The 22,385-nt window shown below is 66.7% G+C and carries 18 protein-coding genes, 1 tRNA gene and 1 pseudogene; 10 read left to right on the forward strand and 10 right to left on the reverse strand.

The window, feature by feature from the left end:
• Window positions 1–4 precede the first annotated feature (4 nt).
• From NLR35_RS07015 to NLR35_RS07045, 7 genes are all read right to left on the reverse strand, one after another.
• Entirely contained in the window at window positions 5–397 is a 393-nt protein-coding gene (locus NLR35_RS07015; protein ID WP_257165825.1) for a RidA family protein, read from the reverse strand.
• A 24-nt stretch (window positions 398–421) separates the two neighbouring features.
• Window positions 422–1,189 carry an amino acid ABC transporter ATP-binding protein gene (locus NLR35_RS07020; RefSeq protein WP_306577290.1) on the reverse strand — a complete coding sequence of 256 codons (768 nt, stop codon included), beginning with the start codon at window positions 1,187–1,189 and terminating at the stop codon, window positions 422–424.
• A gap of 13 nt (window positions 1,190–1,202) precedes the next feature.
• Window positions 1,203–1,859, reverse strand: a complete 657-nt coding sequence (locus tag NLR35_RS07025) for an amino acid ABC transporter permease (protein ID WP_257165826.1) — start codon at window positions 1,857–1,859, stop codon at window positions 1,203–1,205.
• Window positions 1,856–2,500: an amino acid ABC transporter permease gene (locus NLR35_RS07030; RefSeq protein WP_257165827.1), complete on the reverse strand. Its 645-nt coding sequence runs from the start codon at window positions 2,498–2,500 to the stop codon at window positions 1,856–1,858. Before NLR35_RS07030 ends, NLR35_RS07025 begins: the two co-directional genes overlap by 4 nt.
• A gap of 134 nt (window positions 2,501–2,634) precedes the next feature.
• On the reverse strand, window positions 2,635–3,489 hold the full coding sequence (locus NLR35_RS07035; protein ID WP_257165828.1) for a transporter substrate-binding domain-containing protein: 855 nt from the start codon (window positions 3,487–3,489) through the stop codon (window positions 2,635–2,637).
• Between the two features lie 25 nt (window positions 3,490–3,514).
• A complete protein-coding gene (locus NLR35_RS07040) occupies window positions 3,515–4,351 on the reverse strand; it encodes a nitroreductase family protein (protein WP_257165829.1) in 837 nt (278 codons plus the stop codon).
• A 434-nt stretch (window positions 4,352–4,785) separates the two neighbouring features.
• On the reverse strand, window positions 4,786–5,274 hold the full coding sequence (locus NLR35_RS07045; RefSeq protein ID WP_257166147.1) for a MarR family winged helix-turn-helix transcriptional regulator: 489 nt from the start codon (window positions 5,272–5,274) through the stop codon (window positions 4,786–4,788).
• Window positions 5,275–5,448: 174 nt separating this feature from the next.
• On the opposite strand from NLR35_RS07045, the gene NLR35_RS07050 reads away from it, so the two are divergent.
• The 5 genes from NLR35_RS07050 to NLR35_RS07070 all read left to right on the forward strand — a co-directional run bounded on the left by NLR35_RS07050 (window position 5,449) and on the right by NLR35_RS07070 (window position 12,664).
• Window positions 5,449–6,726 (forward strand): amidohydrolase/deacetylase family metallohydrolase, encoded by a 1,278-nt coding sequence (locus NLR35_RS07050; protein ID WP_257165830.1) that lies wholly within the window; start codon window positions 5,449–5,451, stop codon window positions 6,724–6,726.
• 1 nt (window position 6,727) lies between these two features.
• Window positions 6,728–9,100, forward strand: a complete 2,373-nt coding sequence (locus NLR35_RS07055) for a xanthine dehydrogenase family protein molybdopterin-binding subunit (RefSeq protein ID WP_257165831.1) — start codon at window positions 6,728–6,730, stop codon at window positions 9,098–9,100.
• Window positions 9,097–9,927 (forward strand): FAD binding domain-containing protein, encoded by an 831-nt coding sequence (locus tag NLR35_RS07060; RefSeq protein ID WP_257165832.1) that lies wholly within the window; start codon window positions 9,097–9,099, stop codon window positions 9,925–9,927. Before NLR35_RS07055 ends, NLR35_RS07060 begins: the two co-directional genes overlap by 4 nt.
• Entirely contained in the window at window positions 9,924–11,120 is a 1,197-nt protein-coding gene (locus tag NLR35_RS07065; protein WP_257165833.1) for a 2Fe-2S iron-sulfur cluster-binding protein, read from the forward strand. Before NLR35_RS07060 ends, NLR35_RS07065 begins: the two co-directional genes overlap by 4 nt.
• Before the next feature lie 143 nt (window positions 11,121–11,263).
• Entirely contained in the window at window positions 11,264–12,664 is a 1,401-nt protein-coding gene (locus tag NLR35_RS07070) for an amidase (protein ID WP_257165834.1), read from the forward strand.
• A gap of 78 nt (window positions 12,665–12,742) precedes the next feature.
• Here the strand turns inward: NLR35_RS07070 and NLR35_RS07075 are convergent.
• Window positions 12,743–13,075: pseudogene (locus tag NLR35_RS07075) on the reverse strand (MetQ/NlpA family ABC transporter substrate-binding protein); the annotation flags it as partial.
• Between the two features lie 260 nt (window positions 13,076–13,335).
• A tRNA-Gln gene (locus NLR35_RS07080) sits at window positions 13,336–13,410 on the reverse strand.
• A 292-nt stretch (window positions 13,411–13,702) separates the two neighbouring features.
• Here NLR35_RS07080 and NLR35_RS07085 point away from each other — a divergent pair.
• The 3 genes from NLR35_RS07085 to NLR35_RS07095 all read left to right on the forward strand — a co-directional run bounded on the left by NLR35_RS07085 (window position 13,703) and on the right by NLR35_RS07095 (window position 17,212).
• A complete protein-coding gene (locus tag NLR35_RS07085; protein ID WP_257165835.1) occupies window positions 13,703–15,481 on the forward strand; it encodes an acyl-CoA dehydrogenase in 1,779 nt (592 codons plus the stop codon).
• A 928-nt stretch (window positions 15,482–16,409) separates the two neighbouring features.
• A complete protein-coding gene (locus tag NLR35_RS07090) occupies window positions 16,410–16,703 on the forward strand; it encodes an HdeA family protein (protein ID WP_257165836.1) in 294 nt (97 codons plus the stop codon).
• Window positions 16,704–16,798: 95 nt separating this feature from the next.
• Entirely contained in the window at window positions 16,799–17,212 is a 414-nt protein-coding gene (locus NLR35_RS07095; RefSeq protein WP_257165837.1) for a hypothetical protein, read from the forward strand.
• 99 nt (window positions 17,213–17,311) lie between these two features.
• Here the strand turns inward: NLR35_RS07095 and NLR35_RS07100 are convergent, their stop codons facing one another.
• On the reverse strand, window positions 17,312–17,995 hold the full coding sequence (locus NLR35_RS07100) for a phytanoyl-CoA dioxygenase family protein (protein ID WP_257165838.1): 684 nt from the start codon (window positions 17,993–17,995) through the stop codon (window positions 17,312–17,314).
• A 429-nt stretch (window positions 17,996–18,424) separates the two neighbouring features.
• On the opposite strand from NLR35_RS07100, the gene NLR35_RS07105 reads away from it, so the two are divergent.
• The gene (locus tag NLR35_RS07105; protein WP_257165839.1) at window positions 18,425–18,682 is read left to right on the forward strand and encodes a hypothetical protein; all 258 of its coding nucleotides are present in this window, start codon (window positions 18,425–18,427) and stop codon (window positions 18,680–18,682) included.
• Between the two features lie 546 nt (window positions 18,683–19,228).
• Complete coding sequence (locus NLR35_RS07110) at window positions 19,229–22,147, forward strand: autotransporter domain-containing protein (protein WP_257165840.1); 2,919 nt, start codon at window positions 19,229–19,231, stop codon at window positions 22,145–22,147.
• Window positions 22,148–22,385 lie beyond the last annotated feature (238 nt).

Below are 22,385 nucleotides of genomic sequence, written 5' to 3' on the forward strand. Positions count from 1 at the left end.
TCCCTCATGGCTTGTAGGCGACCATGTCGATCTCGACGATGCCGCCGCGCGCCAGATCGCAGACGCCGATCGTGGTGCGGCCCGGCCGATGCGCATCGTCGAAATGGCTCGAGAAGATCGCGTTCATCGGCGCGTAGTCGCGCTTGAAATCGGTCAGGTAGATGCGGGCGAACACGACGTTCGCAAAGCTCATGCCGCAGCCCTTCAGCACGCGCGCGAGATTGTCCATTACCTTGCGGGTCTGCGCCTCGATGCCATCGGGCAGCGGCAGCGCGTCGTCGTCGGGATCGGTCGCGAGCTGGCCGGTGACGAACAGGAACGGACCTGCCTGCACCGCATGACTGTAGGGCGTGACCGGCTTTGGCGCGTCGGGGAGGAGATGATAGATCGGATCCATGGCGTGTCCTCGCTGTTCTCTTGACTACCCGGCGGCGTAGCGCTGGATGAACTGGCGCGCACGCTCGGTGTCCGGGCTGACGAAGAAGCGCTCCGGCCGGCCGGTCTCGACGACGCGGCCGCGATCCATAAACAGAATGCGGGTGGCGGCGTCGCGGGCAAAACCCATCTCGTGAGTCACGATCACCATCGTGCGGCCCTCGCGGGCGAGCTCGCGCATCACCAGCAGCACCTCGCCGACCAGTTCCGGATCGAGCGCACTGGTCGGCTCGTCGAACAGCAGCACATCCGGCTTCATCGCCAAGGCACGCGCAATGCCGACGCGCTGCTTCTGCCCGCCGGACAGCCGCGCCGGAAACACATCGCATTTGTCGGAGAGCCCGACCTTGGCGAGCAGCGCCATCGCTTCCTCGCGCACCTCGGCCACGGGGCGCTTCTGCACCTGCACCGGTGCCTCCATGAGATTCTGCAGCACGGTCAAATGCGGCCACAGCGCGAAATGCTGGAACACCATGCCGATCCGCGTGCGGACCCGCGACAGCTCGCGATCGGACATCACCACGCCGCCATTGTTGATGCCGATGCGGTCGCCATTGAGATAGATCTGGCCGGCGTCGGGCCGCTCCAGCCAGTTGATGCAGCGAAGCAGGGTCGACTTGCCGGAGCCGGACGGGCCGAGCACGCAGACCGTCTCGCCCCGCGTCACCGTGAAGCTGATGTCGGACAGCACCTGGAGGTCGCCGAAGCGCTTGGAGATACCGGCGACGTCGAGCACGGCCATGTCGTTGGTCATTCCCATGCTCCCCTCAGCGCCGCGCCGCCGCGAGCCGGTCGATGCCGCTGACCCCCGCCTCGATGATCAGGCAGAGCCCCCAATAGAGGAACACGGCTGTGATGAAGGCGGCGAACGGCACGTAGTGACGCGACTGGATCGAGCTTGCCGCATGCGTCAGCTCGGGCAACGCGATGATGGTGAGGAAGGCGCTGTCCTTGACGATCTGGATCATCTGGTTGCCGATGATAGGTCCCGCGGCGAGCAGCAGCGGCGGCAGGATGATGCGCCGGAACAGGCGTGGCCCTGAGAAGCCGAAGGCGACCCCGGCCTCGAGCGGCTCGCGCGGCTGCGCAGCCCAGGCGCCGCGCAGGATCTCGGCCAGATAAGCGGCGTGATACACTGTCAGCGCCACCAGCCCCGAGCTCCAATTGTCGAGCCGGATGCCGAACGACGGCAACCCATAATAGACGATGTAAGCGAACAGCAGAAACGGCACGCAGCGCATGCCGTCGACGAACACGCGCACGGCGAGCGCCAGCCAGCGTCGCTTCGACATCAGCGCCGGCGTCAGCACGAACGCGATCACGAGGCCTGCAATGGCCGACAGCACCGAGAGGATCGTGGTGTTGCCGAGCCCGCTCAGCAGCAGATCCCGCTCGCTCCAGACGATGGCGAAATCGCGGATCATGCGGCCTCGGCTGCGAGCTGACGCCGCTCGATGAATCGCTGCAGGGAGACCAGCGCAAACACGATCGGCGCATACATGGCGATTGCCACCAGGAACGGCGGCAGCGGCTCGTAGGTCTCGGCGCCGATCCGCACCGCCGCCCGCGTGATGTCGACGACGCCGACGACCGCCAGCACCGGCGTCACCTTGATGAGCAGCGACATCTCGTTGACGAGCCCGGGAAGACTGACCCGCACGATCTGCGGCAGCACGATGCGGCGGAACCGCAGGCTCGCGTGCATGCCGACGGACTGCGCGGCCTCGTACTGCTCTTTCGGGAAGTTCATCAGGGCCGCGCGCCAGACCTCGCAGTTGAACGCCGAGGTATTCATCACCAGCGCCAGGATCGCCGCCGACACCGGGCCGATCGCGATCCCGACATTGGGCAGCGCGAAGAACAGCAGCAGCAGCAGAGTCACGAGCGGCGTCGCGCGCAGGACCGAGACATAGACGGCGACGATCCGTGCGATCACCGGCACGTCGGCCCAGCGCAACAGCGCGAGGCCTAGTCCGATGGGAAGCCCGATCAGGATGCCGACGAAGGACAGCGTCACCGTGACCACGGCGCCCTGCAAGATGGCCAGGATGTCGGCGGTGCTCATGACCACACATCCGCAGCGCAGCGACGCGGCCGGCGCGCTGCCCCGGCCGAGCACGCCCGGGGCAGGATCACACCGTCAAGCAGACGGGCACGCATCGATCGCCACCCGCACATGGACTGCCCCTCGTCGCGCCGTCAGAATTCCGGCTCGAACGTGACCGGCAGATCCGGGAAGGCTTCGCCGAACCATTTCTTCTGCAACTCGGCGAAGCGGCCGGTCTCCTTCTCCTTGGCGATGAAGCCGTTCAGGAACTCCACCAGCTCCGTGTTGCCCTTGGCAACCGCCCAGGCCGGATAGGACTTGCCGGAAACGGGCTGACCGACCGCAAACACGTTCGGCTTCTCGGCGACCAGCGCCTTGATGTTGATGATGGTGTTGACGACGTAGTCGACACGGCCGAGCGCGAGATCCTGGTAGGCTTCCGGATACGAGGTGTATTCGACCACCTTGCCGAGCTTGCCGCCATCCTTCTCCAACATGTCCTTCAGCTCGGGCAGACGGCCGAGCAGCGCGCTGCCGGCCTGGACACCGACGGTCTTGCCGCTGAGGTCCTTGATCGCGTTGATGCTCTTGTCGTCCTTGCGCTTGACGTAATAGTGCGTCGCGTCGGCGATCGGGCTGGTGAAGTCGAGCGACTTCTTGCGCTCCTTGGTGATGATCGCCGCGGTGATGGCGACATCGTATTTGCCGGTGGAAACGCCGGCCAGGATGCCGGTCCAGGGCAGGATCTGCTGCTTGATCTCGAACGGCGCATATTTGCGCAGATCCTCGATCAGCTCGTTGTCGAAGCCGGTCGGCTTGCCGTCCTTGACGAACTCGAAGGGACGGAAATCGTCCTCGGTCGCGACGATCAGGCCACGCTTTTTGATCTCGTCCATGCTGCCGGCCTTGGCATTGAACGCGGCCGACAGCGTCAGCGCGGCGGCCAGCACGGCCAGCGCGACGCGCCGCGACGGCGCCGACAGGCGGGGAAACGAAGGCTTGGTCATCTCGCATCTCCTCATATGAAACTGATCAGTCGAAGCTGAAGCCGTGCGCGCGCAGATAAGGCGGGAAGGCTGCGCCCTCGGCCTTCGCAGCCTGCCGCGCCTTGTCCTCGGACCAGCCGTAGAACTCGGCCTCGCCGAACTCGGCATTGCCGCGCTGCTGCTCTTTCGGGATCGCATGCCGGGCATGGCGGCGACGGTCGTAATCGTCGAGCGCCGCAGGCAATGCATCGTCGCCGTAGCGGTCGACATGCGTCGTAATGCTGCGCGGCAGCCGAAGGCTGACATGGCCCTCCCCCGCGGGATAGCCGAGACACAGGCCGGCGACTGGGAACACCATGTCGGGCAGTTCCAGCACCTTGGCGACGGTGTCGATCTCGTTGCGGATGACGCTGATCGGACAAGTGCCGAGACCCTCGGACTCCGCGCAAAGGATCATCGTCTGCAGCGCGAGCGCCGCGTCGACCGAGGCGTTGAAGAAGCCCTCCAGGGTTCCGTTCTTGACGGGCTTGCCGCGCAGCTCGCCGATCCGCTGCAGCCGCCGCGCATCACCAAGAAACACGAAGAACACCGGCGACGCTCCGATCCATGGCATGCTCGGGAACAGCTTGCCGATCGCAGTACGCTTCTCCGCATCGCGCACGCGCATCACCGAAGCCTGCTGGAAATCCGACTTGGCCGAGGCGCTCAGCGCGCAGGCGACGAGCAGGTCGAGCAGTCCCTCCTCCGGCATCTGGTCGCTGTAGCGGCGCACCGTCTTGCGCGACAGCACGCCGCGCAGGAACGCATTGGGCTCGACGTCGCCGCCATCGGGGCCGCCATCTCCGAAGCGTGTTGCGATGGCATCAGCATGCTCGGACGTCACGGCGCCTTCCTCCCATCGTGCGCGAAGCATCGCGTCGAACGAACGCCGACGGTCAAAGCAATGGTCGGCGGCTCGCGCCGCGGCAGATATCGCATCGCTCACTCCACGCGCGGCGACATCGGTGTCGCCGCCCCGGATTCATTCTGCCGCGGCTTTTGCGCAGCTGTCGTTGGAAGTATCAGCAAGGGACATGCCAGACGCCGGGCTAGCGCGCGGAGCGCGGCGTCTACGCGCCGGCTCCCACGACGACATTCGTCGAAATTGAGCTGCCAAATGCGCCGTTTGCGGACAAAGCACCGCAGCGCAACAATGCGGAGCATGCTTCGTAGTTGTGGCAACCGACGCCGGACTGGATAGCGCTCACCGATGACGCACTGCTTTTCGGGCAGCAAAGTGCCCATTATCTAATCGGAGATCATCACCATCTGGCGCCGTCAGTCCGGAGAGCGTGTCGCATCGAGTTTTTGCCCCTGTGCAGCGACAATCGCCTGCATCATGGCAATGAACCGCCTCTGATCGGCCTTTGTCAGATCCGCGACCGTTGCAAGATGCGCCGCCCGTGCCGGCCGCTCGATCTTTCGCAGCAATGCGAGCCCGGAGCGGGTCAAACGGCAGGTGCGCGACCGCCGGTCGTGCGGACCAACGCTGCGATCGATCAGGCCGCGCGCCTGCAGCCGCTTCAGCGCGCCGGTCGTAGTGGTCCGGTCGAGGGCGATATCGTGGGCCAGCGCGGTCTGATCCGCCGTTCCCCGTTTCGCCAGCGCCGTCAACAGGCTGTACTGCAATGGCGTGATCTCGTAGGCGGCGCACTTCTCCTGGAACAGCGCGACGTGAATCTGGTGCAGGCGCCGGATCAGATAGCCCGGACGCTCCTCGAGCGGCCAGGATGACCCATCGGCTTTCGGCTTGTTCCTTCCTGCCATCGAACGGCTCCCGCATAAGCGCTCATCACGCTGCATCTATTTGAAGCTGTCTATGGCACGGATCTTGATGTAATGCGAAGCATGCTTCGTAAATGGGTCGGTCCATCATCCGTGCCGGCTCGTCGAAGAAGGCTTTGACCGGGATCACTACGCGCCCTGGAAAGGAGACCTTGCATGTCCGTGAGCGCCTCATTCGACCTGCTGCTGCGTGGTGGCCGCGTCATTGACCCCGCCTCCGGCATCGATGGCTTGAGAGACGTCGCCATCCGCAACGGCCGCATCGCGGCCGTTCAATCCGACATCCTGCCGACCAGCGCCAAGGACGTCGTCGACGTCACCGGCCAGCTCGTGCTGCCGGGCCTGATCGACACCCACGCCCATGTCTATCAATACGTCACCGGCCGCTTCGGCATGAACGCCGACATGGTCGGCGTACAGTCGGGCGTCACCAGCCTGATCGACCAGGGCGGGCCGTCCTGCATGACCCTGCCCGGCTTCCGGCACTTCGTCGCCGAGGCCGCGCAATCGCGCGTCTATGCGTTCCTGTCGGCCTATCTCGTCGGCGGCCTGGAAGGCCACTACTACCCTGACCTCTATCGTCCCGACTGCGTCGACATCGACGCCACGGTGAAATCCGCGGTCGCCAACCGCGACCTCGTTCGCGGCATCAAGGCGCATGCCGAGATCGGCGGCTTCGCGCGCTGGGGCATCCGCGTCATCGAGATGGCGGCCGAGATCGGCCGCCGCGCGGAGCTTCCCGTCTACGTCCATTTCGGCCAGCTATGGGGCCTGCCCGCGAGCGGCACCAACGGCGAGGACGTCGACACCATCCTGGAGCGCGTGATCCCGCTGCTGCGCCCCGGCGATGTGCTGGCGCATCCGTTCACGCGGCATCCCGGCGGCTTCGTCAACACCAAAGGCGAGGTGCATCCGGTGATCCAGGCCGCGCTCGATCGCGGGCTCAAGGTCGACGTCGGCCATGGCAGTCACTTCTCCTACCGGCTGGCGCGCAAGGCTATCGACGCTGGCATCGTGCCGCATACGCTCGGCGCCGACATCCACGGCTACAACACCCATGTGCCGGCGCCCGCGGGCACGCCGGACGAACATGCGGACGACGAGAACCATCCGTTCGCGGGCCAGGCCAAGTTCAGCCTCGTGCAGGCGATGAGCTCGATGGTCGCGCTCGGCCTGACCTTGGAGCAGGTCGTGCCGATGGTGACGTCGAATCCCGCCGCGATGCTCGGCCTCTCCGATCAGATCGGCGCTCTGCGCCCTGGCATGGCGGCCGATATCAGCGTGCTCCGCGAGCAGCAGGGCCGTTTCGTGCTGCGCGACAATGAGAAAACCGAGGTGATCGCCGAGAAGCTGCTGCAGCCGGTGTTCTGCCTGCGCGCCGGAATCCGCCACGACGCGACGGCGCCGATCCTGCCCGCAGCGGTCGCGGCCTGACGTGACGGACACGGCGCCGACCGTCCCGGATGATCGCGCGCCGCGCGGCGTCGGCGCGCGGCTGCTGCGCAAGGAGGACGACCGCTTTCTGCGCGGCCGCGGTCAGTATGTCGCCGACATCAGACTGCCGGGATTGAAGGACGTCGCTTTCGTGCGCAGTCCGATCGCGCATGCCAGGATCAAGGCGATCCACGTTCCCGCTGAATATCGCGACGTCGTGTTCACGGCCGACGACCTCACAGGCATCAAGCCGATCCGCGCCGTCTCCGGCCTGCCCGGCTTCAAGATCTCCGAGCAGCCGGTGCTGGCTGTGGGCAAGGTGCGCCATGTCGGGGAGCTCGTGGCGATGTGCGTCGCGCGCAGCCGCGCCGAGGCCGAGGACATCGCCGCTTCCGTCGAGCTCGACCTGGAGCCGCTGCCGGCGGTGCACGACATGCGGCTGGCGCGCGACCCCGGCAGCGCACTGGTGCACGAGCACTGGGGCGACAACGTCTTCCTGGAAACGAATTTCGAGGTCGACATCTCAGCGGCGCTGGACGCGCCGATCAAGGTGACGCGCGAGATCTCGACGGCGCGCCAGTGCATGGCGCCGCTGGAGGGCCGCGGCGTCGTCGCGACCTTCGATCACCGGCTCGATCAGCTCACACTCTACACCGGCTCGCAGATGCCGCACATCGTGCGCAACGGCCTGTCCGACTGCCTCGGCATCGAGCAGGGCTGCATCCGCATCATCGCGCCTGACATCGGCGGCGGCTTCGGCCACAAGGGCATCCTGCTGCCCGAGGAAGTCTGCCTGAGCTGGCTCGCCATGCACAAGGGCTGGACGGTGCGCTGGCTCGAGGACCGGCGCGAGCATCTGAGCGCCAGCGCGAATTGCCGCGAGCACGCCTACAACATCACCGTCTATGCCGACCGCGACGGCCGGCTGCGCGGCATCGACTGCGTGGCCACCGTCGATTCCGGCGCCTACTCGTCCTATCCGTTCTCCGCCTGCCTCGAAGCGGCGCAGATCGCGAGCATCCTGCCGGGCCCGTACCGAATGCCGGCCTATCGCTGCCGGACCTATTCGGTCGCGACCAACAAATGCCCGATCCTGCCCTATCGCGGCGTGGCCCGCACTGGCGTCTGCTTCGCCCTCGAGCTGCTGCTCGACGCGGTCGCGGCCGAGGCCGGGCTCGAACCCGGCGAGGTCCGGCTGCGCAATCTGGTGCAGCCGCAGGACATGCCGTTCGACAACATCACCAACAAGCATTTCGACAGCGGCGACTATCCCGGCGCACTGCGGCGCGCGCTGACGGCGATCGATGTCCCCGCCGTGCGAGCACGGCAGCAGCGCGGCGAGCCGGATGGCCGGCTGATCGGCACCGGCGTCTCGATCTATTGCGAGCAGGCCGCGCATGGCACCTCCGTCTATGCCGGCTGGGGCATCCCGATGGTGCCCGGCCATGAGCAGGCCACCGCACGGCTAACGCCTGACGGGGGCCTCGAGCTGCGCGTCGGCGTGCATTCCCACGGCCAGGGGCTGGAGACGACGCTCGCCCAGGTCGCGCACGAGATCCTCGGCGTCGATCCCGACAAGATCCGCGTCATCCTCGGCGACACAGCGATGACGCCCTACTCGACCGGCACCTGGGGCTCGCGGTCGATGGTGATGGCCGGCGGCGCCGTGGGCACCGCCTGCGAACAGCTCGTCGCGCGGGCCACGCGCATCGGCGCCAAGCTGCTGCAGCTCGCGCCCGAGGCGGTCACGTGGCGCGAGGGCCGCGCCTGCGGACCGAATGGCAGCGTGGGCCTCGCCGAGATCGCGCACACCTGGTACCGCCGGCCGCAGGATCTTCCCAACGATGTCGATCCCTCTGGGCTCGAGGTCACCGGCGGCTACAAGCCGGTGCGCGACAGTGGCACCTTCTCCTACGCGGCGCATGCCGTGACTGTTGCCGTCGATCCGGATCTCGGCGAGGTCGAGCTGCTCGACTACGTCATCGTCGAGGATGGCGGCGTGCTCGTCAATCCGATGATCGTCGACGGCCAGATTCTCGGCGGTCTCGCGCAGGGCATCGGCACAGCGCTGTACGAAGAGATGCCGTTCGACGAGGCCGCGCAGCCGCTGGCGACGACCTTGGCGGACTACCTGCTGCCGGGTCCGACCGAAGTCCCGGAGCCTCGCCTGTTTCACATGGAGACGCCGTCGCCCTACACGATGTTCGGCGTCAAGGGCATCGGCGAAGGCGGCGCAATCGCGCCGCCCGCCGCGATCGCCAACGCCGTCAACGACGCGCTGCGGCCGCTGGGCGCGGAGCTGATGCAGTCGCCGCTGTCGCCACACCGCATCGTCGCGGCGGTGCTGGCAGCGAAACAGGCGAGCTCACCGTGAAGGCCGCCTCCTTCAACTATGAGCGTCCCAAAAGCGTCCGCGACGCACTTGGCCTGCTCGCGAAGGCCGAGGGCGAAGCCAGGATCATGGCCGGCGGACAGTCGCTCGGCCCGATGCTCAATCTGCGCCTCGTGCAGCCGCCGCTCATCATCGACATCGCCAGCATTGCCGAGCTTCGTACGATCGAGCACGATGGCGACGCGCTCGTGATCGGCGCCTGCGTCACCCATGCCGACATCGAGGACGGCCGCCTCCCCGACGTGACCCATGGCGTGTTGCCGCGGATCGCCCGTGGCATCGCCTATCGCGCTGTCCGCAACCGCGGCACCATCGGCGGCTCGCTCGGTCATGCCGACCCGGCCGCCGACTGGGTGACGACGCTCACGGCCCTCGGCGCCAGCGTGCAACTGACAGGGGCCGCAGGACAGCGCGACCTTGCTGTGGCGGAGTTCATCCAAGGCGCGCTGCAGACGGCGCTGCGTCCAGGCGAACTGGTCACCGCGATCCGCATCCCCTCGCTGTCATCAACGGCACGCTTCGGCTACGCCAAGGCCTGTCGCAAACCTGGTGAATTCGCCCATGCGATGGGCGCCGTCCTGATCGAGCCTGACAAAGTACGCAATCGCATCGTCATCGGCGCCATCGACACGACGCCGATCGTCGTCAACGATTCATCCCTGTTCGGCGGCGCGACCACCCATCTCACCCAGCAGTTCGATCGCGCCCTCGCCGATCGCCTGCTGATGCAGGCCGGCGTAACCGATCCGGCCGCCCGGCACATCCATGTGAGCGTGCTCGCGCGGGCGATCGCGGAGGCGACCGCATGACGACGATCCAACTCACCGTCAACGGCAACGCGATCGAGCCAACCGTCGAACCGCGTACACATCTCGCCGATGTTCTGCGCGATCAGCTCGACCTGACCGGGACACATCTCGGCTGCGAGCACGGCGTCTGCGGCGCCTGCACGCTGCTGCTCGACGGCGCTCCAGCGCGTTCCTGCATCACGTTCGCCGTGGCCTGCGCTGGCGCTGCCATCACGACGATCGAAGGCCTTGATGAGGATGAGATCGCCGCCGAGCTGCGCACGGCGTTTGCGCGCGAGCATGCCTTGCAATGCGGCTATTGCACGCCCGGCATGATCATGTCGGCACGCGACCTCGTGCTGCGTCTCGACGATGCCGACGAGCAGGCGATCCGTGTTGGGCTGAGCGGCAATCTCTGCCGGTGCACCGGCTATGCCGGAATCGTGCGCGCTATCCGCGCTGTGATCGAAGCGCGACGGCAACGGGGCATCGCAGCCGTGATCGGCGCGGGACGGACGTCTCTCGGTCCCGTGGGATCTCATCCGAACACGATCCCGACAACGTCGCCGTCAATGCCGGTGATGACGGACATCAAGCTCTCCTCCGGCGCTGCCGTTGCCACGCTCGATGTTCCCGACGTCATTCCCGCCAAAAGCTTCGATGCCTCCTTCACGGTGAACGCCGCGCCCGAGCAGGTCTTCACGCTCTTCGGCGACGCCAGGACCCTGGCTGCATGCTTTCCCGGCGCGACCATCACGGACATGCCGGCTCCGGATTGCATCGAAGGTGAGATCCGGGTGGCCATCGGCCCGCTGGCGGCTGCGTTCCGCGGTTCTGCACGAATTGACCGCGACGAGACGAATTTGTCGGGCCGCCTCATCGGCACGGGACGGGACCAGAAGAGCCGCACCTCGACCTCCGGACAGATCAGCTGGCGCATGGTGCCGATCGACGACGGACGAAAAACCCGCGTCCTGCTCACGATCGGCTACAGCCTCTCCGGTCCGCTGGCACAGATCGCACGGGATGGGCTCGTGCGCGATCTGGCGTCGCGCATCACGACGACATTCGCGCAAAACTGCGACAGCTACCTCTCGGGCGCGACAAACCAGGCTGCACGCGACCAACCGCAGCGCCTCAACGCCGTTGGCTTGCTGCTCGACGTCGCACTGTCGCGCCTGGGCGCACTCGTTCGCGGACTGCGCAAGCCGTGAGATTTGCCATCGCCGCATGCCGCAGCGCCTGCGCTGAAGAGTTCGCAAGGTTTGCAGTTTCAAACCGCTTGATGTGCCCGCGTCCCAAAACTGTGGCGGCCGAGTGCGAGCATGCATGATCGTACCAAAGAGGATGAAGAACCATGGCAGCAACAGATCTCCACTATCTCGGACTCGTCGACGTCGGGCAGAAAATTCAGGCCAAGGCGTTGTCGCCGGTCGAGGTGACCAAGGCCATGCTTGGACGGATCGAGAAGCTCGACGGCAAGCTCAAGAGCTTCGCCTATGTGATGGCCGAGTCGGCACTCGCAGAGGCCGCCGCAGCCGAACAGGAGATTGCAGCCGGCAAGATCCGGGGGCCGCTGCACGGCGTGCCCGTGGCGGTGAAGGATCTCTGCTGGGCCAAGGGCGCGCCGGCGGCGCACGGCATGACAATTCATCACGACTTTCGTCCGGCCGAGGACGCCACGGTGGTCGCGCGGCTCAAGGATGCCGGCGCGGTCATCCTCGGCAAGCTGCAACAGACCGAAGGTGCCTACGCCGATCATCATCCGAAGATCGATCCGCCCAAAAATCCCTGGAACGCAGATCTCTGGCCCGGCGCATCCTCGAGCGGTTCAGGTGCCGCCACTGCCGCAGGCCTCTGCTTCGGCTCGCTCGGCACGGACACCGGCGGCTCGATCCGCTTTCCGTCTGCGGCCAATGGCGTGACCGGGCTCAAGCCAACCTGGGGACGTGTCAGCCGTTATGGCGCGTTCGAGCTCGCGGCGACGCTCGATCACATCGGTCCGATGGCACGCAGCGCGGTGGATTGCGGGGCCATCCTCGGCGCCATCGCAGGTCAGGATCCCAAGGATACGACCTCGGTGCCGCTGCCCGTGCCGAACTATCTCGCCAATCTCTCCGGCGACCTCCGAGGCGTGACGATTGGGATCGACAGGCGCTGGACGAGCGAAGGCACCGACAGCGACGCAGCCGCGGTGCTGGCCGAAGGCCTGCGTGTGGCGGCCGAACTCGGCGCCGAGATCAAGGAGATCAATTTCCCCGATCCCCGGGCGGTCATTGACGACTGGTTCCCGCTTTGCGGCATCGAGGCCGCGGTCGCGCACGAGGACACCTATCCCGCGCGCAAGGACGAGTATGGTCCTGGGCTCGCGGGTCTGTTGGATCTTGGCCGGCAGCAATCCGGCATGGACTATCAGAAGATCGTACTTCGGCGCGAAGCGTTTCGCGGCGCAGTCCGCGTGCTGTTCGAGTCGGTCGACCTCCTTGCAGTTCCGGCGCAGGCCTTTGCGGCACCGAGCCTCGCCAAGATGGCAACGCTTGGCGAGGATGCCTCGCTGATCGGCGGCCTGCTTCGTTTCACCTGCCCGTTCGACATGACGGGAAGTCCGACCGTGACGTTGCCCGGCGGCTTTGCCGCGAATGGCGGACCGGTGGGCTTCCAGTTCGTCGGCCGTCATTTCGACGAAGCTGGTCTCGTCCGCGCAGGCGATGCGTTTCAGCGCGCGACCGACTGGCACAAGCGTCACCCCGGGATCTGAGTTGAGGAGCTGGAACGGAAGCGCGGGCCGGAGGAGACCTTCCGGCCCGGTCCTCAATCGCTCACCAGCTCGGCAGCACGGTGACTGGGCGGCGTCGACCTCCACGAATTTTGGCTTCTTCGGATTGTCGGTGATGTCGAGCACCGTCGGCTTGAAGCCAACGCCGTCCTTGAGCTTGATCATGCCCTTGTCGCACAAGAGCAGCAGCAGGCGGCCGCCATTGGTCGGATCGTTGGGGATGGAGACCTTGCCGCCATCCGGCACCTCGGCCCAGTCCTTGTGGCGCTTGGAATAGACGCCGATCGGGAAGTTCACGGTCAGGCCGACGGGCTCGATCTTGTAGCCGCGGTCGGCCTTCTGATTGTCGAGATAAGGCTGGTTCTGGACGGAGTTCGCCTTGATGTCGCCGGCCTTCCAGCGCCAGCGCACGGTGTTCTCCGGCGCGGTGATATAGGACTGGAAGAGATCGAACAGCTTCTGGCCGTCGGCCTTGCGGATGCCGTTGAACCGGAGCTGTCGTGCAGCCTGAGGCGGATCCGCCCCTCCACGCATTTGCGGAAAAAACGAAACGAGGACAGAATTTCCCAATAAGGGCGACGCGGGCTTTCCAAATGCGAGTTCACACCCGACAAGAGGCTGCAATTTTAGACAGCCATAACAAAAACTTAGGCTGGCTGGGGCGGGAGGGATCGAACCTCCGAATGGCGGAATCAAAATCCGCTGCCTTACCGCTTGGCTACGCCCCATCAGGTCAGCCGGGTCGGCGTGGCGCGTCGGCGCCAGGCGATTCCGGATCGGCGTCCGTGGTCTACAGAGCGCGCCCGCCCATTTCAACCGCTGCGCCGCAGGAATTTTGCCCATCCTCCCGGTGATCCGGGAGCAGGGCCAATTCGTCAATGCGGGCAAGCTCTTATTCCGCCCCGCCGGTGGCCCCGCGGCGGCCCGCCGCAGCGGTCCGCGAAAAAGTTGAGGCCCGGGCGGTTTCATGGGATGACGGCGGCCAAACCGGCAGACTTTCCAAGCCCCCGAGGACACGCCATGACCTATCGCGCCCCGCTCAACGACATGCTGCTCGCCCTCAACCACGGCGCCGGGCTGAAGGCGGCGGTCGAGGCCGGCCATTACGGCGATTTCGACCCCGACATCACCACAGCCGTGCTCGAGGAAGCCGGCAAGTTCGCCTCCGACGTACTCGCGCCGCTGAACAAGGTCGGTGACAAGAATGGCGTGAAGCTCGCCGACAAGAAGGTCACGACCGCGCCGGGTTGGCCCGACGCCTACAAGCGCTGGACCGAGGCCGGCTGGAACGCGGTCTCCGGTCCTGAGGCGCATGGCGGCCAGGGCCTGCCGCTCGCCATCAACGCCGCCTGCACCGAGATCTGGAGCGCGGCCAATGTCGCCTTCGGCCTGTGCCCGCTGCTGACCCTCTCCGCCATCGAGGCGCTCGACGCCCATGGCAGCGACGAGCTGAAAGACATCTATCTCGGCAAGCTGATCTCCGGCGAATGGACCGGCACGATGCAGCTGACCGAGCCGCAGGCCGGCTCCGATGTCGGCGCGCTCCGCACCCGCGCCGAGCGCGCCGCCGACGGCACCTACCGGATCAGCGGCGCCAAGATCTTCATCACCTATGGCGAGCACGACATGACCGACAACATCGTGCATTTCGTGCTCGCGCGGCTGCCGGATGCGCCGGCCGGCACCAAGGGCATCTCGCTCTTCCTGATCCCGAAATTCCTCGTCAACAAGGACGGCTCGCTCGGCGCCCGCAACGACATCTACGCCACCGGCGTCGAGCACAAGCTCGGCATGCACGCCTCGCCGACCTGCACCATGACGATGGGCGACAATGGCGGCGCCATCGGCTATCTGATCGGCGAAGAGAATGCCGGCATGCGCTGCATGTTCACGATGATGAACCAAGCGCGTCTCGGCGTCGGTCTCGAGGGCGTCGGCGTCGCCGATCGCGCCTATCAGCAGGCGCTGGCCTACGCGCAGGAGCGCAAGCAGGGCCGCGCGGTCGGCAGCAAGGCGACCGGCTCGGACGCGATCATCGCCCATCCCGACGTCAAGCGCATGCTGATGCAGATGCGCGTCCTCACCGCCGCCTCGCGCTCGATCTGCTACGCCACGGCGGTGGCGCTCGACGTGTCCGTCCGCGCCAAGGATCCGGCAGTCCGTGCGGAGGCCGCCGCGCGCGGCGCGCTGCTGACGCCGATCGCAAAGGCGTTCTCCACCGACATCGGCAACGAGGTCGCCTATCTCGGCGTGCAGATCCATGGCGGCATGGGCTTCATCGAGGAAACCGGCGCCGCGCAGCATTATCGCGACGCCCGCATCACCGCGATCTACGAAGGCACCAACGGCATCCAGGCGATCGACCTCGTCACCCGCAAGCTCGGCGCCAATGGCGGCGCCTCGGTGTTCAAGCTGCTCGACGAGCTCACCGACATCGTCCGCCGCGTCGAGGCCTCGAACGATCCGGCGTTCGGCACCACCGGCACCAAGCTGCGCGACGCGCTGGGCGCGCTCGACCGCTCCAGCCGCTGGCTCCTGGAAAAGCTGGCGACCCGCCCGAACGATGCGCTGGCCGGCGCGACGCCTTATCTGCGCCTGTTCGGCTCGACGCTCGGCGGCTGCATGCTGGCGAACGAAGCGCTGGCCGCGCGCAGCGAGAACGAGACGGATGGCGCGCGTCATGTGGCGCTCGCAAGGTTCTTCGCCGAGACCTTTGCGGTGCAGGCCCCGTCGCTGGAAAAGACCGTCACCGACGGCGCCGATGCGGTGCTCGCGGCAGAGGCCGTGCTGGTGGCGTGAGGCGCCGGCGCTCCAAAACTCGATGTCGTCCCGGGCTTGACCCGGGACCCATACCCACCGGCCATCGTGGCTGGGCGAGATTGCTCCACCATCGTGCCCCACACGCCTCCCTGGGGTTATGGGTCCCGGCTCAAGGCCGGGACGACAGTTGAGGTTGTGACGCGCACCCTGCCCTACACGCGTTGCAGTCATGGACCGACACCATTAAACAACCTGTCGCGATGAGATGAGCATCCGCGCTCTCGCGACGCCTGCCGCGCCCGAGCTATGCCATCAGTCCCGCCCTCACGAGATGGAGGGCGCGAGGAAGGCCGGGCCTCGGCTGAGGCCCGTGGCCCGCCTGCAGAAAAAAAGCAGGCGGCAGTCACCACAGGTCTAGCCGGACAGACCCGGCCTTCCCCACGCGATGGTTTTAACGGGCTATCGCGCGCTCTTCCTGGTGCGCCGGCTTTCTGGCCACCATCCCCTGCGCGACGCGTCAGCGTCGTCGCCGAGTTGATACTAGCGTCGGAGTATCAGAACCACGCGCCTTCACCGTCCGCGAGCCTGACGTTCGTCCGTGCTATCAGCACGCCGCCCGCCCGCGTCCACCGCATCCCGCTGCCAACGTCCGTGACGACCGCGAACCGTCCCCTACCGTGCAACGGGATGCGCGGACCATAGTGCTGATTTGGGGTGACAGCCAAGCGATTTATGTTTTCCAGAATCCATTGACACGCCGTCTTCGGATTAACGTGATTTGCCCGACGGGCGCATCGGGCCGCCGTCCCCGGCCACCGCAATCCTTGACTTCCGAGCGCGATCCGGCCAGTGCTAGCCCTGCCGTTCCGTAGCGATCGAGACCATGTCTTTCAGGTCGATCTGCGAAGGGATTGGTAACGCCCTGCATAGTTCATTGTTTTTCATCACATCCATTCGGAGACGTCTCATGAAATTCCTCGTTGCGCCGCTGTTTGCCGCCGCCCTCCTGCTGTCCCCCGCTCCGGCGTCCGCCGTCGTTCTCGATCTCTCGACCATGAGCTGCAAGCAGTTCGTCGAGAGCGGCGACGACACCATCAAGATGGTGCTGATCTGGCTGGACGGCTGGTACAAGGGCGACCAGGACGAAGCGCTGTTCGACACCGAGGAGTTCGTCGCGAACGCCAAGAAGTTCGGTACGTATTGCGCCGAGCATCCGACGGTCAGCATCGTGACGGCTGCCGAGAAGATCCTCGGCAAGTAGTCGCTCCTCCGCAAGTAGTCGATGATATCCGGCGGCGCGTCGAGCGGGTTGGCGCCAGCGCAACCCGCCATGTCTCCGTGGGAGCCAATGGCGGATTGCGCTTCGCTCATCCGCCCTACTCTTCTCATCAGCAGACCGAGCAGCCGCGGCCGCTCAGCCGCCGCAAAACCGGTCGGGTGAGCCGCGGACGACTTCAGAACCTCCGATTGCAGCGCCACGATTCGACGTGTAGCGAGTTCGTGCTCATGATGAGCATGGAGCAGAACATGAAATTAGCAGCAATCGCTTTTCTTGGTCTTATTGTTTCCAGCCCGGCGCTCGCCTGGGAGGGCGAGAACAGTACGCCAGGCGCACGCGCCTGCATGGCCAAGTACAAATTTACCTATGCCGAGTGGCGTGCCTACACCGTCCCGGCCGCGAAGGCAGAACCCTACCGCACCTGCCGCGATGCCTGGAATAACAGCCATCCGAAGGAGGTCGCTGCGATGAAGGCCCGCATGGGGCAATAGCCCAGGGCGTCGGGTGGGTTGGCGTCAGCGTAGCCCGCCATGCTTCCGCGAGGGACCAATGGCGGACTACGCTGCGCTCATCCGCCCTCCTCTGTTTGCTCAAACTCCAAGCCACTCCAGTCCGCCCGGCAATCCGTCCGCGGCAAAATCCACCTGCAGCACGCGGCGATGTCCCGGCTGCACGGATGGTTCTGATGCGTGCAGGATCGGCGTGGCGTAGAGCCAGATGTCGCCCGGCTCGGCGCGGCAGATGACGGTGCCGCAGCGCGCGACGACGTTGGGCACGTCGGCTTCCGGGATGCGGCCGAGGCGATGCGAGCCGGGGGCGATCAGCAGCGGCGCGTTGCCGTCCGGCACGGCGTCGAGATGGACACGCAGGGTGACCATGCGCGCCAGAACCTCGATCGGCGGCGCAACATGCTGCAGGCCGCCCTTGATCGTCCAGGGGCCGAAGCCGGCGACGTCGATGCGGTCGCGGACCACGATGGTGCGGTCCTGATGCCACGGCACGGCCCAATTGGCCTGCGTGGTCTTATCGAAATAGACGGCGCGGACCGGCCGCGCGGCACGACCAAGAACGGCGGCCGCGGCGCGGCCGACCGGGCCGTCATGGGCAAGCCATGGAGTCAATCCCGCGACGCCGTGCAGCCGCGTGCCGGCCTGCGCCGGCGCGTGGCCGGAGAGCGCGGCGGTGAGGTCGTGCAAGGCCGGCGCATCGAGCGCCGCTGCCAGATGCAACGCGCCGGTGTCGGCGAATTGCGCTGCGTGCCGAGGAGAAAGCATGAGGGCCATGAGCGCAGGAGATTAGAGCGTCGTGCCGGAGTTTGGCAATTGCGCTCGCCGGCCCCATTGCCGCCATTCCGGAGCGCACGCAGGGCCACCCCGGACTCCATGCGCACGATGCGATGAGGGGCGACCAGGACGTGGCCGGACGGCGCCTCGCATCGGCGCTCGGGACTACGGATTCCGGAGAGAGAGCCTGATCGACGACGCGCGCTGATGACTGGACGGATGTTGAACTGCCGCGGAGAGAGAGAGAGATGGCGCTTCGCTGATGGCACCGCGCCTTCAACGCGCCAGTTCCGATCCAGGAACAACTGACACCGTCGAGCAACAGTCCGCGCGCGATGTCACGCGCCGGTCATTGTTAATTTGTGCCCGCGCTTCGAGTCACGCCTGTTAGCAGCTGATGACGACAATGGGGAGATGTCGATGTTGCGGGGAGTGACGGCTGCGGGGCTGTTGATGCTTGCGATGGCGCCCGGGGCGCAGGCGGCCAACGAGGCAGCTGCGGAGACGCGGATGTCGTGCTCGGAGGTTCGCTACTACGTCGAGAAGTACACGGCGGAGGTCGCCGAGATGTATGCGCGCAGCCGCGGCGCCACCGATGCGCAGATCAGTCGTGCGAGGCGCTGCCTGACGCCGGTGCATGTCCGGCGGGCGGAGCGGTGGCGGAGCTACACCGAATAGAGCAACGGCCGGCTTACGCGCAGCGCCATCGCGGGGGACGATGCAGGACTGTCGCGACACGCGCCTCGCGAGGTCATTGGTGCGGCGTGCCTCCGAGGTCTGAGCCGCTTTCACGAACGAGGCCGCACGGCCAGGCCTGGGCAGCGACGTCGTCCTTGAACGCCGAATGACGTGGATGGCCGGGACGAGCCCGGCCATCACGACGCGGAGACCCGGGGCGAGTTCATCGCGCGCCGAATCCGGTCGCTTCCGACATGGCGGCCCTCTCGTGACACCGAGCGATTCAGCGCGCCAGACGATCCCGTAAAGTTACGGGCGCAACACGCAGGTCGGTATTGAGACACTCTCGCGATACCGCGCGTATGTAGACCTGCATGCAAACTCTGTCGCCGTTCGGCAACAATCGTAAATAAGGCGTAACGGGGGCACACAATTCATCACACACGCGCGTGAATTGCAGCCGCAGGGACGATAGCGTCGGCGCGCTATTTCAGAGTCTTTTTTCGCGTCAGCAATCAGCACTGCTGATCCGTCGTCGAGGCATTGATGTCCTTGCAAATGATCGCCGCCCCTTCACGTACTCATTCCGTCACGGGGAATCGGACGCGCCACAGCTGGCGAACGGCTTTCCTCGCAACCACCGCGCTGATCGCCATCAGCAGCAGCGCGCATGCGCTCGACGTCGCATCGCAAGCCGACTGGAATACCGCTGTGGCGGCGGTCGCTGCCGCTGGTGCGAACTCGACCGTCAGCATCAACTTCACCGCCGGTTTCACGCTGACGAGCTCGCTGAGCGCGCTGGTGGCCAATGCCAGCAATGTCACGGTGAACATCACCGGCAACAACAATACCGTCGATGGCGCCTCGACCTATCAGGGCATCCAGGTCAGCGGCACCAACTCGCCCATCGTGTCGATCTCGAACCTGACCATCAACGCGATGCGCGCGCGCGGCGGCAATGGCGGCAGCGGCGGTGACGGCGGCGGCGGTGGCGGCCTCGGCGCGGGCGGCGGCCTGTTCGTGGCGGCCGGCGCCAATGTCATCATCGACAGCGTGACCTTCACCAACAACGCGGCGGTCGGCGGCAATGGCGGCGTGTCCGGTGCGAATTCCGGCGGCGCCGGCGGCGGCGCGCTGAACGGCGGCACCGGTGGCACCCCGCCGAACGGCAGCGGCACGGGTGGCCCCGGCGGTGTCGGCGCATCGTCGACGCTGTTTCCGGGCGGCGGCGGCGTGGCCGGCACCGGCGGTGGCAACAACATCTCCAATGGCGGCACCGGCGGCGCCGGCGGGACCGGCGGCGGCGGTGGTGGCGGCGGCGCCGCGACCAACACGTTCGATGGCGGCGCCGGTGGCGCCGGCGGCTTCGGCGGTGGTGGTGGCGGCGGCGGCTTCGGCGGCGGCAGCGGCGGCGTCGCAGGCGTGGGCGGCGCGGCAGGCTATGGCGCCGGTGCCGGCGGCTTCGGCAACAACGGCCCCGGCTCCGGCGGCGCTAGCTATGGCGGCGCGGTGTTCGTGATGGACGGCGCGACCTTGACGGTCAAAACCTCGACGAGCTTCAGCGGCAACACCACGCAGGCCGGCACCGGCGGCTCGCCGACCGCGCCGAAGGGCCAGGACCTCTACATCAACGGCGCCACGCAAATCGTGACGTTCCAGATCGACTCCGGCACCACCACGTTCGGCGGCAGCACCCAGACCACGCAGGGCAACATCGCCGGCGAAGGCGGGGTCACCAAGACCGGCGTCGGCACGCTCGCGCTCGGCGGCACCAACAGCTACAGCGGCGCGACCAGCGTCAATGCCGGCACGCTGCTGGTCAACGGCACGCTATCGAACTCCGCGACCACCGTGAGCAGCGGCGCCACGCTCGGCGGAATCGGCACGATCAACAGCGTGACGGTCGCCAGCGGCGGCACCCTGGCGCCGGGCTCCGGCGTCGCCGGCACCACGCTCGCCGTGCAGGGCAGCCTCGCCTTTGCCAGCGGCGCGATGTACCTGGTGCAGGTCGATCCCACCACCGCGTCGAAGACGACCGCGGCGGCTGCCACGCTCGGCGGCGCCAGCGTGACGGCGAGCTTCGCGGCCGGCACCTACGCGGCCAAGCAGTACACCATTCTGCAGACCAGCGGCGGCGTCACCGGCACCTTCTCCGGCGTGACCAACACCAACCTGCCCGCAGGCTTCTCGACTAATCTCTCCTATGACGCCAACAACGTCTATCTCAACCTCACGCTGGCATTTGCGCAGCCGTCGGGCAGCTTCAACACCAACCAGGCCAACGTCGCCAACACCATCATCAACTACTTCAACAGCAATGGCAGCATTCCACTGGTGTTCGGCGGGCTGACGCCGGCCGGCCTCAGCCAGCTTTCCGGCGAGGCGGCGACGGGCTCGCAGCAGACCACGTTCAACGCGATGACGCAGTTCATGGGCGTGATGACCGATCCGTTCGGCGCCGGCCGCGGCGAGGGCGTGCCGCCGACCGGCGCGCCGGCGTTCGCTGACGAGGGCAGCTTGGCAAATGCCTATGCGGCGACCGGACGCGGCCGCAAGGGCGCCGAGCGGGAGGCCTATGCGATGGTGACCAAGGCGCCGATGGCCGATCCGTTCGCGCGGCGCTGGAGCGTGTGGGCTGCAGCGTTCGGCGGCTCGCAGACCACCGACGGCAATGCCGCGCTCGGCTCGAACACCACCACCTCCAACCTCTACGGCACAGCGGTCGGCTTCGACTACCGGCTGTCGCCGAACACAGTGGCCGGCTTCGCGATGGCCGGCGGCGGCACCAGCTTCAGCGTCGCCAACGCGCTGGGCTCCGGACGCTCCGACCTGTTCCAGGCCGGCGGCTTCGTCCGTCACACCATCGGCCCGGCCTACATCACCGCGGCGCTCGCCTATGGCTGGCAGGACGTCACCACCAACCGCACCGTCACGGTGGCCGGCATCGATCAGCTGCGCGCGCAGTTCAAGGCGAACGCCTGGTCCGGCCGTCTCGAAGGTGGCTATCGCGTGATCTGGCCGGCGGCCGGCATCGGCCTGACGCCCTATGCGGCCGGACAGTTCACGACCTACGACCTGCCGGCCTATGCCGAGCAGGCGGTGACCGGCGCCAACACGTTTGCGCTCGCTTACGGCGCACGCAGCGCGACCGCGCCGCGCAGCGAGCTCGGCCTGCGCACCGACAAGGCGTTCGCGATGCCTGAGGGAGTGCTGACCTTGCGCGGCCGCTTCGCCTGGGCCCACGACTACACGACCGGTCGCACGCTGACGCCGACCTTCCAGACGCTGCCTGGCGCGAGCTTCGTCGTCAACGGCGCGCAGCAGGCCGCCGACCGCGCGCTGGTCAGCGCGACGGCGGAGATGAAGTGGATGAGCAACTGGTCGGCTGCCCTGACCTTCGACGGCGAGTTCGCCAGCATCAGCCGCAGCTATGGCGGCAAGGGCGTGGTGCGGTATTCGTGGTGAGCAATGGGATCTCACAGCATCGTCGATGAAGCTCGCTGTCCAGGCACGGCGACGGCATATCACATGCACGTCCGGGCCTCATGGTTCGAGACGCGCCGAAGACGGCGCTCCTCACCATGAGGGGTGATATCTCACCGGGAAAATGGTCCTCGTCCTGAGGAGCCCGCCGAAGGCGGGCGTCTCGAAGGACGCTGGAGGCCGAGCTGCGCGCGACGACACAGCGGATGCGTAGGGCGGG

Source organism: Bradyrhizobium sp. SRS-191 (genome assembly GCF_024586915.1).
Taxonomy (GTDB): Bacteria; Pseudomonadota; Alphaproteobacteria; order Rhizobiales; family Xanthobacteraceae; genus Bradyrhizobium.